15 protein-coding genes are annotated in these 12,494 nt (G+C 59.0%); 7 read left to right on the top strand and 8 right to left on the bottom strand.

Going from position 1 to position 12,494, the window contains the following annotated elements; all coding sequences use genetic code 11:
• Positions 1 to 250, top strand: a 250-nt coding sequence (locus ALO64_RS09055) for a type VI secretion system amidase immunity protein Tai4 (RefSeq protein WP_174517438.1), incomplete at its 5' end; no start/stop codon positions are given.
• Between the two features lie 570 nt (positions 251 to 820).
• Complete coding sequence (locus ALO64_RS09060; protein WP_002554991.1) at positions 821 to 1,054, top strand: DUF6124 family protein; 234 nt, start codon at positions 821 to 823, stop codon at positions 1,052 to 1,054.
• 41 nt (positions 1,055 to 1,095) lie between these two features.
• On the opposite strand, the gene ALO64_RS09065 is transcribed toward ALO64_RS09060, so the two are convergent.
• From ALO64_RS09065 to ALO64_RS09080, 4 genes are all read right to left on the bottom strand, one after another.
• Positions 1,096 to 2,253 (bottom strand): phospholipase D-like domain-containing protein, encoded by a 1,158-nt coding sequence (locus ALO64_RS09065; RefSeq protein ID WP_002554992.1) that lies wholly within the window; start codon positions 2,251 to 2,253, stop codon positions 1,096 to 1,098.
• A gap of 1 nt (position 2,254) precedes the next feature.
• Positions 2,255 to 2,836, bottom strand: coding sequence for a YceI family protein (locus ALO64_RS09070; protein WP_031598941.1), 582 nt, complete (start codon positions 2,834 to 2,836; stop codon positions 2,255 to 2,257).
• An 81-nt stretch (positions 2,837 to 2,917) separates the two neighbouring features.
• On the bottom strand, positions 2,918 to 3,256 hold the full coding sequence (locus ALO64_RS09075) for a hypothetical protein (protein ID WP_002554994.1): 339 nt from the start codon (positions 3,254 to 3,256) through the stop codon (positions 2,918 to 2,920).
• Entirely contained in the window at positions 3,253 to 4,359 is a 1,107-nt protein-coding gene (locus ALO64_RS09080) for a serine hydrolase domain-containing protein (RefSeq protein WP_044345109.1), read from the bottom strand. Before ALO64_RS09080 ends, ALO64_RS09075 begins: the two co-directional genes overlap by 4 nt.
• Before the next feature lie 313 nt (positions 4,360 to 4,672).
• Between ALO64_RS09080 and olsB the strand changes: the two genes are divergently transcribed.
• Complete coding sequence (olsB, locus tag ALO64_RS09085) at positions 4,673 to 5,428, top strand: L-ornithine N(alpha)-acyltransferase (protein WP_002554996.1); 756 nt, start codon at positions 4,673 to 4,675, stop codon at positions 5,426 to 5,428.
• Positions 5,428 to 6,264, top strand: a complete 837-nt coding sequence (locus tag ALO64_RS09090; RefSeq protein ID WP_005734686.1) for a lysophospholipid acyltransferase family protein — start codon at positions 5,428 to 5,430, stop codon at positions 6,262 to 6,264. The genes olsB and ALO64_RS09090 overlap by 1 nt, the downstream gene beginning before the upstream one ends.
• On the opposite strand, the gene ALO64_RS09095 is transcribed toward ALO64_RS09090, so the two are convergent.
• Positions 6,222 to 6,821 (bottom strand): acyl carrier protein phosphodiesterase, encoded by a 600-nt coding sequence (locus ALO64_RS09095; protein ID WP_044345110.1) that lies wholly within the window; start codon positions 6,819 to 6,821, stop codon positions 6,222 to 6,224. The genes ALO64_RS09090 and ALO64_RS09095 overlap by 43 nt on opposite strands.
• Before the next feature lie 164 nt (positions 6,822 to 6,985).
• Here ALO64_RS09095 and ALO64_RS09100 point away from each other — a divergent pair, with 164 nt between their 5' ends.
• From ALO64_RS09100 to ALO64_RS09110, 3 genes are read left to right on the top strand one after another with little or no spacing between them, the layout of a single operon-like run.
• The gene (locus tag ALO64_RS09100) at positions 6,986 to 7,300 is read left to right on the top strand and encodes an ArsR/SmtB family transcription factor (protein WP_002554999.1); all 315 of its coding nucleotides are present in this window, start codon (positions 6,986 to 6,988) and stop codon (positions 7,298 to 7,300) included.
• Between the two features lie 28 nt (positions 7,301 to 7,328).
• Entirely contained in the window at positions 7,329 to 8,495 is a 1,167-nt protein-coding gene (locus ALO64_RS09105; RefSeq protein WP_005734688.1) for an MFS transporter, read from the top strand.
• Between the two features lie 21 nt (positions 8,496 to 8,516).
• Positions 8,517 to 9,566 carry an alkene reductase gene (locus ALO64_RS09110; RefSeq protein WP_002555001.1) on the top strand — a complete coding sequence of 350 codons (1,050 nt, stop codon included), beginning with the start codon at positions 8,517 to 8,519 and terminating at the stop codon, positions 9,564 to 9,566.
• Positions 9,567 to 9,637: 71 nt separating this feature from the next.
• Here the strand turns inward: ALO64_RS09110 and ALO64_RS09115 are convergent, their stop codons facing one another.
• The 3 genes from ALO64_RS09115 to ALO64_RS09125 all read right to left on the bottom strand — a co-directional run bounded on the left by ALO64_RS09115 (position 9,638) and on the right by ALO64_RS09125 (position 12,463).
• The gene (locus ALO64_RS09115) at positions 9,638 to 10,369 is read right to left on the bottom strand and encodes a hypothetical protein (RefSeq protein WP_044345111.1); all 732 of its coding nucleotides are present in this window, start codon (positions 10,367 to 10,369) and stop codon (positions 9,638 to 9,640) included.
• A 165-nt stretch (positions 10,370 to 10,534) separates the two neighbouring features.
• Positions 10,535 to 11,386 (bottom strand): ATPase, encoded by an 852-nt coding sequence (locus ALO64_RS09120; RefSeq protein ID WP_044345112.1) that lies wholly within the window; start codon positions 11,384 to 11,386, stop codon positions 10,535 to 10,537.
• Positions 11,387 to 11,470: 84 nt separating this feature from the next.
• Complete coding sequence (locus tag ALO64_RS09125) at positions 11,471 to 12,463, bottom strand: NAD-dependent epimerase/dehydratase family protein (RefSeq protein WP_044345113.1); 993 nt, start codon at positions 12,461 to 12,463, stop codon at positions 11,471 to 11,473.
• Positions 12,464 to 12,494 lie beyond the last annotated feature (31 nt).

A 12,494-nucleotide genomic window follows, 5' to 3' on the forward strand; every position in this document is an offset into this window, starting at 1 on the left:
AAAATTTCTGACAGTCTCTGACTGGACCTACTATAACATGGAAAAAAGCCCCCTTGCGGTCAAGGCATTGGTTGAAAAATACCTCGCCAGAGACTACACAAACCCTTTGGCCGAATCCCAGATAAAGGGAATAAAATTCGACCTGCTGAAATGCCTGGACATGTATCACAGCAAGGAACTGGACGCGTTGACGAAAAAGGTCGTGACTCACCCGAATCAGACCTACATGCAGAATATCAAAAAGCCTTAACTACTCCCTCCGCGCTTCAAGCCTGTCCAGCAAACGCTGCACAGGCTATTTTCATTGCAAGTACTCTACTCCGCACATTATCTGTAGGGCGGAGACACACCATGCTGACTCAATGTAATCCGATAGCTTTTTAACGTCTCCCCCTCGGTGATGTACTGCTTGCTGAGATACTGATAAACAGCGCCAGTCACTTCCCCGCCTATACGGCGAACATCCTCAGAAAACCTTTTTCGATAACTCTTGTAAGAATTAGCCGCAGGACACCTCCCTTCCATTTGAAGGAAATTTCCGAGAAAATCCCGGCCTCTTGCGCTTGGCTATTCAGGTCTCTAGCCTTCAACGGTCGCTGCCCAATCAGCGATCAGGTTTGGTAGACCTGAGTGACCTGTGCGCAATGCGCCACCTTCTACAGGGCGCATTCTTACGGCCTGCGTTTATGGTGGCCGTGCGCTTGGCGTTTTCGGACGCACCGGCTTGCCTGGTCACCGGTCTACCAACCTGCGTACGGCCGCCACCCTGATCGTTTGGTAGCGAACAGGGCGGCTCCTTCAATGATCAGGAGTTGCAAACATGCCCCATAAAATCGTCCCCGACCCGCCCACCGCCCTGTTCACCGTCAACGCATCCGTCAGCCAGGAAGAAGCGCTCAACTACGCTTCGGATCTGCTGCGCTGCATCATCACGACGGCCTATGAGTCCGGCGACAGCACTCAGGGCACCAGCCGTGATCTGGCGTTTTCGGTATTGCACATGGCCGAGATGGCCAAAGCCATGGTTGACCGCTCACTGGAATGCATCGTTTGACCAGATGACAAACCGGGGCCACGCTCGGCCCCGCGTACACCTCAATTACGCTGATCCAGCAGGTTCACCACCAACCGGTCGATCCACCCCCACAAGCGCTGTTTGACGCGTCGCCACAGTGGTCTGGCCTTCCAGTCTGCCAGTGTGGTTTCGGCGCTCAGGGCGAAGTCTTTTTCGAAACTGGCGACCACATCGCGGGTCAGCCCTGGGTCGAGGGCTTCGAGGTTGGCTTCAAGGTTGAAGCGCAGGTTCCAGTGGTCGAAGTTGCACGAGCCGATGCTCACCCAGTCGTCGATCAGGACCATTTTCAAGTGCAGAAAACACGGCTGGTATTCGAAGACCTTGACCCCGGCCCGCAGCAAGCGCGGGTAGTAACGGTGACCGGCGTAGCGTACCGACGGGTGATCGGTGCGTGGCCCGGTCAGCAGCAAACGTACATCGACGCCGCGCGAGGCTGCCCTGCGCAAGGCGCGGCGAACTTTCCAGGTGGGCAGAAAGTAAGGGGTTGCCAGCCAGATGCGCTTTTGCCCGGTGTTCAGCGTGCGCACCAGCGATTGCAGAATGTCGCGGTGCTGGCGAGAGTCGGCGTACGCCACACGGCCAAGGCCTTCACCGGCTACCGGGGCGGTGGGCAGATGATCCAGACCAAAGTTTTCTTTCGGGCGCCAGGCGAAACGTCGGGCATTGGCGTGAAACTGCCGGTTGAACAACGCTTGCCAGTCAAGAACCAGCGGCCCGGTGATTTCCACCATCACTTCGTGCCATTGGCTGACATCCTTGTCTGGCTCCCAGAATTCATCGGTTACACCCGTACCGCCGACCACCGCCAGCGTCTTGTCGACCACCAGTAATTTGCGATGGTCGCGGTAGAAGTTGCGCACGCCGCGTCGCCAGTGAATAGGGTTGTAGAAACGCAGAATCACACCGGCATCGGTCAGTTGCTTGCGCAGGCCGGCGTCGAAGGCTTTTGAACCGAAGTCGTCGAACAGGCAGCGCACGATCACACCACGCCTGCCAGCCTCGACCAGCGCCCGCACGATGGCATCGGCGCAGCCCCCGGCTTCGACCAGGTACAGCTCCAGGTCAACCTGCTGCTCGGCCCGGTCAATGGCTGCAATCATGCGCGGGAAGAACGCAGGACCGTCGATCAGCAATTGAAAGCGGTTGTTTTCACGCCACGGAAAAATCGCACCGTTCATATCAGCGCGCCGTGAAGATCAGGACAGCCCCGACCGGGACTGACAGACTGACCGCCGACAAGCCTGCCGCGCTGCGCAGGGCATTGAAGTCCGAAACCATATCGAAGTCCTGAGCATGAATCACTAGCGGTTCGAGCGTCACAACCTGAAAGCGCCGCTCGTCTAGGCGCGTCGCCAGCAGTTCGGCGTTATAGCTGTGACTCTTGCCGCGCAGGCTGACGGTCAGTGGTAAACGCAATTCCAATTGCGCGCCGGGGGCAAGGTTATTGATCGGGCGCATGTCGAGCTGGGCATTGATCTGCGCAACGGGAAACTTGTGTACCTGAAACACCTGCTCCCGCAGGCGCTCGTCACGCAGGGGAATACCGGTGCTAATGGACTCCGTTTCGACTTCCACCTCAGCCAGCCCTTTGGGGTCGACCTTGCCATGCAGCACAAGGAAGCGATGCACCTCGGCAATATCGGCATTTTTGGTTGACGTGAACGAGAGCCGCGACGACTCATTATCCAGATACCAGTTCGCATGGGCAGGTAACGCCACTGCGGCCAGCATGACCAGCAGCAGGCGATTCATAGTGAGCATGCAGACTCCAGACGTGCAATTGAGGGCTACCTTATCCGCCTGTCTGACCTCTGGCAAACCACGACGTTCGGCAGCAATCCATCAAGGCTCGGACGGCAACAGTCGGCAGCCTTGCCGCTCACCCTGCCACGACGCACTGCTGGTTCGCCCAAGGCCGTTGGCAATGACCTTTTTCTGGCTGCTGTCGTCGATCAGCGTGCCAGGCACGTACTGTTTGACGTAGCCCAGGCAATACGCCTCGGGGTTGTTCATGACGTACCTGCACGAGCAGTATTCCTTGGCGGTGTAGGCACTGATGATGGTGGGGAATGCCTGCAGGTTAACGCGGTACTGCCAGGCAAGTACCGCGAGCGCAGCAAGGATCAGCAACAGCAGGCTGCTGAAGGGTCGACGCAGGATGAACATTCGACGACTGCTCATTGCCCGCCCTCCTTGCCAAAGGCTGCCTGTATGCGCTTGAGCATCTGATTGTGGTCGTAACTACCGTCGCGGTCATCGGCATAGCGCACGATCACCAGCTTCCGGTCGGGGATCACGTACAGCGCCTGCCCCCAATGGCCCAGTGCGGCAAAGGTATCAGGGGGCGCATCCGGCCACGGCCCCTTGCCGCCATCGGCAGTTCGATTGAGCCACCATTGGCCGCCAGGGACTTCGACGTTGGCATCTATCTGCTCGCCTGCAAACGGCGTCAGCACGCAGTTCATCCATTCCTTGTTGAGCAACTGCCGAGCCTGCCATTGCCCGCCGCGCTGCATCAGCAAGCCGATGCGTGCCAGGTCGCGGGCGGTCATGTAGGCATAGGACGACCCTACAAATGTACCCACGCCATCGGTTTCCCAGACGGCACTGCGGATGCCAAGCGGGTCAAACAGTGCGGTCCACGGATAATCCGCATACGCCTGTGGCCCGACGATATTTTTCAACGCAGCAGCCAGAACCGTGCTGTCGCCGCTGGAATACAGGTACGCCTTGCCGGGGGATCTGGCTGCGCGGTGCTCGGCGGTGAAGCGCGCCATGTCGTCACGCCCACGGGTGTAGAGCATGGCGACTACGGAAGAGTTAAGCGGTGCATATTCGTAATCTTCCTGCCAATTCAGCCCCGAAGCCCAGTGCATCAGGTCTTTGATGGCGATATCGGGGTGCGCCTTGAACGGCGGGTAGAACTTCGCCACTGGATCATTGAGTTGAAAGCGCCCGTCGGTAAACGCCACGCCCAGCACTGTCGCCATCACGCTCTTGCTGATCGACCAGGTCAGGTGCGGGGTTTGCGCTGTGGTCACACCGCCGTAGCGCTCATACACAACTTCGCCATCACGAATCACCAGCAGCGCATCGGTGCGAATGCCCTTGCGTGTGGCGTCGTCACGGGGCGGGAAGGCGTAGGCCTCGAGTTCTTCGATTGCCGCAGATCGCGGCGCAGGCTGAGATGACCATTGCTCTGTCGGCCATGTTTGAGCAACGACGCCCTGGGCACTGAAGCCCAGGATCAAAACCAGACACAGGCGGAAAAATCTACGCGGCATGACAGAGCCTCTACAGAGTAATCCGCATACCGTATCAGGGCTTCGTGACAGTCAGCCATTACCCCGGGACAGGACGCAGAGCGTCCAGAACGGCATACCCACGCGGAGCATGGGCACGATAGTGGTCCTTCGTACGCCGCTCGCTCCTCCCGCTCCACCAGCGTGGAAATGCCCACAGCGTTGCCCGTCACACAACCATCACCAAAGCTTCACAGGCATGACACGCCATCTCCCTAGCCTGCAAGTACGGCAAAGCGCCTGGACAAATCAGTCAACCAGCCAAACTCTGCATGGCTGGCTCATGGAGATTCGTATGACCCAGATCGCCCGCATTCGTGACAACACTTCTGAACGTCGTCTTCAGGCCGAGCGCCTGATTGGAGCGAGCGCCTTGCAGGAAGCACAGGCGTTGCGTTTCAGTGTGTTCAGCGAAGAATTCAACGCCCGTCTCAACGGTGCTGAACAAGGCCTGGATATCGACGATTACGATGTTCACTGCTCGCACATTGGTGTGCGTGACCTGAACACCGGGCGTCTGGTTGCCACTACCCGGCTGCTCGACCACAATGCCGCCAGCACGCTGGGGCGTTTCTACAGTGAAGAAGAATTCAGCCTGCACGGTCTGGTTCATCTGCAGGGTCCGATTCTTGAGCTGGGCCGTACCTGCGTAGACCCGGCCTACCGCAACGGTGGCACCATCGCGGTGTTGTGGAGCGAGCTGGCCGAGGTGCTGAACGAAGGCGGCTACAGCTACCTGATGGGCTGCGCGAGCATCCCGATGCACGACGGCGGCATTCAGGCGCACGCGATCATGCAACGCCTGCGCGAGCGCTACCTGTGCAACGAACACTTGCGCGCCGAGCCGAAAAACCCGCTGCCGACGCTCGATATCCCGAGCAATGTGATCTGCGAGATGCCGCCACTGCTCAAGGCTTACATGCGCCTGGGTGCCAAGATCTGTGGCGAACCTTGCTGGGACGAAGATTTCCAGGTCGCCGACGTCTTCATCCTGCTCAAGCGCGACGATCTGTGCCCGCGTTACGCCCGCCACTTCAAGGCGGCCGTGTGATGAGCCGGGCACGCGGCTATGCCCGCGTAGTCCGGGTGCTGCTGGTCGTGGCGCTCGGCTTGACGATTGCCGGAGCGTTCGCGGTTCTGGAACGCACCAGAATCGGTGGGTCGATGGAGCGCAGGCAGCGCTGGAGCCGTTGGTTCATGGCGCGCCTGACCAATGCCCTGCCGTTTCGCGTCACCGTGACAGGTCAGTTGCCAACCCAGCCCATGCTGTGGGTCAGTAACCATGTGTCGTGGACCGACATCGCCCTGCTGGGCATGCTGGCACCGCTGTCGTTTCTGTCGAAGGCCGAAGTCCGGACCTGGCCGGTAGCGGGCTGGCTGGCACTGAAGGCAGGTACGCTGTTCATTCGTCGCGGGTCGGGCGACAGCCGTCTGATTCAAAAGCAGATGTGCAATCACCTGCAACAAGGCAATGCACTGCTGATCTTCCCGGAAGGCACCACCACCGATGGCAGAAGCCTGCGCACCTTCCACGGCCGTCTGCTGTCCAGTGCCATTGAAGCCGGCGTGCCGATCCAGCCAGTGGCCATCGGTTACTCGCGTGACGGTAAACCGGACCCGATTGCCCCGTTCATTGGCGACGACGATTTGCTGTCCCATTTGCGCCGGTTGTTCGCCAATGAGCAGAGCGATGTGCACATCCACCTGCTGACCCCCATTCCGACGGCGGATCAGGAGCGCGCTGCACTGGCGTTCAAGGCCCAGCAAGCCGTTCAGGTGGCGCTGTTCGGTGAACCTGTCACGGGGGAGTCAGTGATCGGTAAACAAGTATCCGGCGAGCCTGCTCAGCCGAGCGAAGTGGCTTCGCGCTCGGCCAGGGCAGCCTGAGCAAAATCCTCCAATAGCGGATAGAACTCGGCGAAATCCGCACTCAAGGGCTGGTAAAGCGCCTGCAGTTCCTGCATGCCGCCTGCCAGCCCTTCGGGCCGTGACAAGCGTCGCGATATCCCGCTCAGCACTTGCCCCAGCACGTCGAAATTCCGATACGAACCCAGCCAGTCCTGCGCGGCCATGCGCGGCGCGATCAATGCGAGCCGCTCGGGCAATTGCGGCTCGGCGGCCAGCGCGCCATAGACTTTGCCAGTGAATACGTCCAGCGGCAGATCGGCATAGCAATGCCAGTCGCGAGCCAGACAATGATCGAAAAAGACGTCGAGCATAATGCCTGCATAGCGTCGCCGCTGGGATGGAAAGCGGGCAATGGAAGCCTTGATCAGCGGGTGGCTGTCAGTGAAAGCGTCAATGCTGCGATGCAGCCGAATGGCCGCTTCAAGCTCTGCAGGAAAACGTCCCGACAGCGGACCTTTGACGAAGTCGCCATACAGGCTGCCAAGCAATTGAGCAGGCCGATGCCCGCCGAGATGAAGATGTGCCAGATAGTTCATGCCTGCAAGCCTACGCCGCTTTCAAGGCCGAGGTCTATATATCGATATAACCCGATATAGCGATTTTGCCAGTCCTAAGCACAAAATCATATTTGTATATCGCGAAATACAGATATAAGTTTCGCCCTATCGCGATATATCGCTACACCGCCTGTGAGAACGACATGCCTATCGACCTCGACGACATAATAAAAGCCCTGGCCCATCCGGTCCGCCGAGAAATCCTGACCTGGTTGAAGGACCCCCGCGCGAGCTTTCCTGCTCAGCAATACTCGATTGAACACGGCGTGTGCGCCGGACAGATCGATCAGCGTGCAGGATTGTCCCAATCCACTGTCTCGGCCCATCTGGCGACCTTGCAACGCGCTGGCCTGATCAGCAGCAAGAAGGTTGGCCAATGGCATTTCTTCAGACGCAACGAAGAAGTCATACAGGCATTCGTTCAGGCGCTGGTTGAAGAGCTGAACAACCCGACCTGATTTTCCAACGTTTACCAGGAGCTGCCCCGTGCCTCTTTCGCTACTTATTCTGGCCCTGAGCGCCTTTGCCATCGGCACCACCGAATTCGTCATCATGGGCCTGCTGCCCGATGTGGCGGCTGACCTTGGTGTATCCATCCCCGGCGCAGGCTGGCTGGTCACCGGCTATGCGCTGGGCGTGGCCGTCGGCGCTCCGTTCATGGCCATGGCCACGGCAAAACTGCCACGCAAGGCTGCGCTGGTCACGCTGATGGGCATTTTCATCATCGGCAACCTGCTCTGCGCACTGGCCAGTGACTACAACGTATTGATGTTCGCCCGCGTGGTTACAGCGCTGTGTCATGGTGCGTTCTTCGGCATCGGTTCAGTAGTTGCTGCTGGGCTGGTGCCTGCCAATCGCCGCGCTTCGGCAGTAGCGTTGATGTTCACCGGTCTGACCCTGGCCAACGTGCTGGGCGTGCCTTTGGGTACTGCATTGGGTCAATACGCAGGCTGGCGCTCGACCTTCTGGGCGGTAACAGTCATCGGCGTGATTGCGCTGATCGGCCTGATCCGCTTTCTGCCGACCAATCGCAATGAAGAAAAGCTCGACATGCGCGCCGAACTGGCCGCACTGAAAGGTGCCGGTATCTGGCTGTCGCTGACCATGACCGCGCTGTTTTCAGCGTCCATGTTCACCCTGTTCACCTACATTGCCCCGCTGCTAGGCGAAGTCACCGGCGTATCGCCCAAGGGCGTGACCTGGACCCTGCTGTTGATAGGCCTGGGCCTGACCGCAGGTAACGTGATTGGCGGCAAGATGGCCGACCGCCGTGTGTCATCCACGCTGATTGCCGTGTTCGTCTCGATGGCGGTGATCTCAACCGCTCTCAGCTGGACCAGCGCCGCGCTGATCCCGACTGAAATCACCCTGTTCCTCTGGGCGGTCGCTGCCTTTGCTGCCGTCCCGGCTCTGCAGATCAACGTGGTGACCTTCGGCAAAGCCGCGCCCAACCTGGTTTCAACCCTGAACATCGGCGCTTTCAACGTGGGCAACGCGCTTGGTGCCTGGGTCGGTGGCAGCGTCATCGCCCACGGCCTGGGCCTGACCAGCGTACCGCTGGCCGCTGCCATGCTGGCAGTGCTCGCGCTGCTGATCACACTGATTACTTTTCGTCAGACCGGCAACCCCGATCTGGCACCTGCTACACATTGATCAATCACGAGGATTCGACACATGACGACTATCTTTGACCCGATCACCATTGGCGATCTGCAACTGCCAAACCGCATCATCATGGCGCCACTGACGCGCTGCCGCGCCGACGAAGGTCGCGTGCCCAATGCATTGATGTCCGAGTATTACGTGCAGCGTGCTTCTGCAGGCCTGATCCTGACTGAAGCCACATCTGTCACGCCGATGGGTGTTGGTTACCCGGACACACCCGGCATCTGGTCCAACGACCAAGTACGCGGCTGGAGCAACATCACCAAGGCCGTGCATACCGCTGGTGGCCGGATTGTGCTGCAGCTGTGGCACGTTGGCCGCATCTCCCACCCGGCGTACCTGAACGGCGAAACTCCGGTGGCCCCTAGCGCTATCGCAGCTGAAGGCCACGTCAGCCTGATGCGCCCGATCACCCCGCTACCGACCCCGCGCGCGCTGGAACTGGCAGAAATCGGTGACATCGTCGAGGCCTATCGCGTCGGTGCGGAAAACGCCAAGGCTGCGGGCTTCGACGGCGTGGAAGTGCACGGTGCCAACGGCTACCTGCTGGAACAGTTCCTGCTGACCGGCTCCAACCAGCGCACTGACGAGTACGGCGGTTCGGTAGAAAACCGTGCTCGTCTGCTGCTGGAAGTGACTGATGCGGTCATTGAGGTGTGGGGCGCTGGTCGCGTAGGCGTACACCTTTCGCCTCGCTTCGACATGCACGACATGAGCGATGCTAACCGCACTGAAACCTTCAGCTACGTGGCCAAAGAGCTTGGCAAGCGCGGTATCGCGTTCATCTGTGCCCGTGAGCGTGACGCCGAAGACAGCCTCGGCCCGCAGTTGAAGAAGGATTTCGGCGGCGTCTACATCGCCAATGAAAAATTCACCAAGGACACCGCAAATACCTGGCTGGCAGAAGGCAAGGCCGACGCTATCGCATTCGGTGTGCCTTATATTGCCAACCCGGACCTGCCTGAGCGTCTGGCCAGCGATGCGCCTCTGAATGAAGCGCATCCCGAAACGTTCTACGGCAAAGGGCCGGTCGGCTATATCGACTACCCACGCCTGTAACACGGCGCTGCAACAGCAAAAAACCCTGACTCGTAAGAGCCAGGGTTTTTTATCGTCCGTACTTATTACTGTTACAGTTTAGCCTCAGGCCCGACTGTACCTAGCACATTGCCTTCGGCATCAGTGATAGTCCCGTCCGGTAACTTCCAGCGACCGTCGGGGTAGTTGACAGAGCCATCTGCCATAACCCAGGTGCCGTCCTTGTGTTGAACATCGCCGCCGGGGTGCTCGACCGAACCGTCGGCATGCACGGTGGTGCCATCCAGGTGTTGAACAGTGCCATCCGTGTGCTTCAAGGACTGGCCATCTGCCGCCGCAACACTTCCATTCGGATAACTGACCGTACCATCGGGGTTGAAGACACTGTTTAGCGGGTGGACCAGTTGTAAAACACCGGTGACCGTGCTTGTGACTGCCAGCAGCTTGTCCAGGCGCGAAGGTGCCTCAGGGGCCGGCGGTAACTTTTGCGCAACGGGTGCTTTGATAACAGGTTTGACGAGCGGTTTGACAGGTGGCCTCACTGGCTTTTTCACCTTGACCGGGGGGTTCACGGGCGGTCTCACGGGCGGCTTCACCGGACCTGCCCCCTTGACCGGAGGTTTTACAGGCGGCTTTACAGGTGGTTTTACAGGCGGTTTGACCTTCACCGGTGGCTTGACCTGCTGGCGTACCAAATCTTCCGGATAATCCGGTACGTCGGCGTAAGTGGGCAACGGCGTCCTGGAAACTTCGTCTACTCCCTGGTCTGAGTCTTCAGCCGGGATGTTATTTTCGGTCGTTTCTTGCGGGGCATCGGTGTACATCTCATTGATTCCATTCATTGTTGAAACTCCAATTTAGTTAACAGCCAGGCAAGCGTAAGCCTTCCTTCTATTGGCAAGTACATATCTATTTAACGAGTACAAAAAAAATGTCAGGAAATTTGCCAGCGGCTATCTGCTATGGACAGCCGCCGGCAAGTCTTGCCTTCAACGACGCGCGTTGAGCTGTTGCGACAGATTCTGGATCTGGCTGGTGAGGGTATTGATATTGCGGGTGACCTGAGCACGAAACGCGTCGAACTCGGCTGTATTGGCCTCTGCTGAAGGGGCCGGTCGGTTTTCCTGTTCGCTTTTGAGGACCATCAGGTCCTGCTCCAGGCGCTCGACAGCAGCCGACGGGTTGCCCTGTTTCTTCAATGTCGCAACATCGGCTGCCACGCTTTTGATTTGCGCATCCAGCTTGCCCTGATCGACCTGTGCGGTTTTCAGATCGGGCAGCGCGGCTTTCAGCGTGGTCAGCTCAGCAACGACGCTTTTGAGCTGCTCCTGCAACTGCGCGCTTTCACTGTGCTGCTGGGCGGTTTGCGCGGCCATCTGCTCCAGGCGCTTGTCGAGACTGCCCTGCTGGCCTTCAACGCCCTCGCGCTGTTTGTCCTGATCTTCCAGTTGCGCTTCCAGCAGCTTGATGCGCTGCTTGAGCGCCTCGCCATCGCTGGACAGCGCCTCGGTCTCAACGACTTTGCCGGAAATATCCTGCAGGCGTCCCGCCGCTTCTTCGCTGATGCGCGCAAAGCTCTCCTGAGTGGCCACCAATTGCTGTTCCATGAGGGAGACCTGCTGAAAGCTCCACCAGCCCAGACCGCAAAAGGCAATGAACAGCGCGCCGACCAACGCCCATAGCGGTCCGGTGCTCGGGCCCTTTACCTTGACCACCGGTGTGGTACGCGAATAGACCGTGGTGCGTTCGCGTGCACCATTGCCCGGCGCGAAGTCGTCATCGTCGTCCTTGGCGCTCAGGCTGGGAACGTCATCGACGTCGTCGTATGGATCGTTGCGCATGAATAACCCTTCAGGAAGCTGTTAAACCAAAGTCGGGCAGTATAACAACAGCGCGTAACCAATCTCACTGTGCCACTACCGCATTCAGATTGCGTGCTGTGCCTGCCACCAGCCACAGAATTCATCCAGCGCTGTCCACAGGCTGACCTGAGGCTGATAATCCAGATAATGCCTGGCGCGGCTGATATCAAGCGTAAAATCCCTGTTCATGACCTGCATGCCCATTCTTGACAGGGTAGGTTCAGGTCGGCCCGGCCACAGCAGGCAGGCACCCTCGTTGATTGCTGCGGCACTGTAGGCCAGTCCGTATGAACGATAACGGGTGACTTGAGGCAGATGCATCTGGCGCATCACATAATTGATTGCGTCCCACAGCGGGACCGGCGTGCCGTTGGTGATGTTGTAGGCCTTGCCCAGCGCCGAGCCGGTTGCCAGCAAGCTGCTCAGCATGGCTTCGTTGAGGTTGTGCATGCTGGTGAAATCCACCACGTTCAAACCGTTGCCGACAATCGACAGACGCTTCTTGCGCTGCATGTGCAGCAAACGCGGGAAAATACTGTTGTCGCCCGCGCCAGTGACGAAGCGCGGCCGCAGGGCGATCACTTCCAGACCGAACTCTTCGGCACCAAAGACCTTTTGCTCGGCCAGGTATTTGGTCGCCGCATAGTGATTATGGAAACGCTTGGGCACCTGCTCTTCCTTGATGCCGCGGTGCGATTTTCCATCAAAGTAGATCGAGGGCGACGAAAGATGAACCAACCTTCGCACCCTTTGTTTCAGGCAGCCCTCGACGATGTTTTCGGTAAGCTGCACGTTGCCCTGCATGAAATCCTGGCGGCGTCCCCACAGGCCGACGGAGCCTGCGCAGTGCACCACCGCTTCCACGTCATCGCACAGCGCCCGCACCAGATAAGGGTCAGCGAGGTCGCCCTGGATGAACTCGGCGCCACGCCTGACCAGGTGCTCGACACCTTCGGCACGACGGCCATTGATCCGCACGCTCATGCCCTGCTCAAGGGCAAAACGCGCAAAGCGTCCGCCGATGAAGCCGCTCGCGCCGGTGACCAGAATCTTCATTTACCGCTCCGTTAAGGAAGATCTGAAGTAG

Source organism: Pseudomonas meliae (assembly GCF_001400515.1).
In the GTDB taxonomy this organism is placed as follows: domain Bacteria; phylum Pseudomonadota; class Gammaproteobacteria; order Pseudomonadales; family Pseudomonadaceae; genus Aquipseudomonas; species Aquipseudomonas amygdali.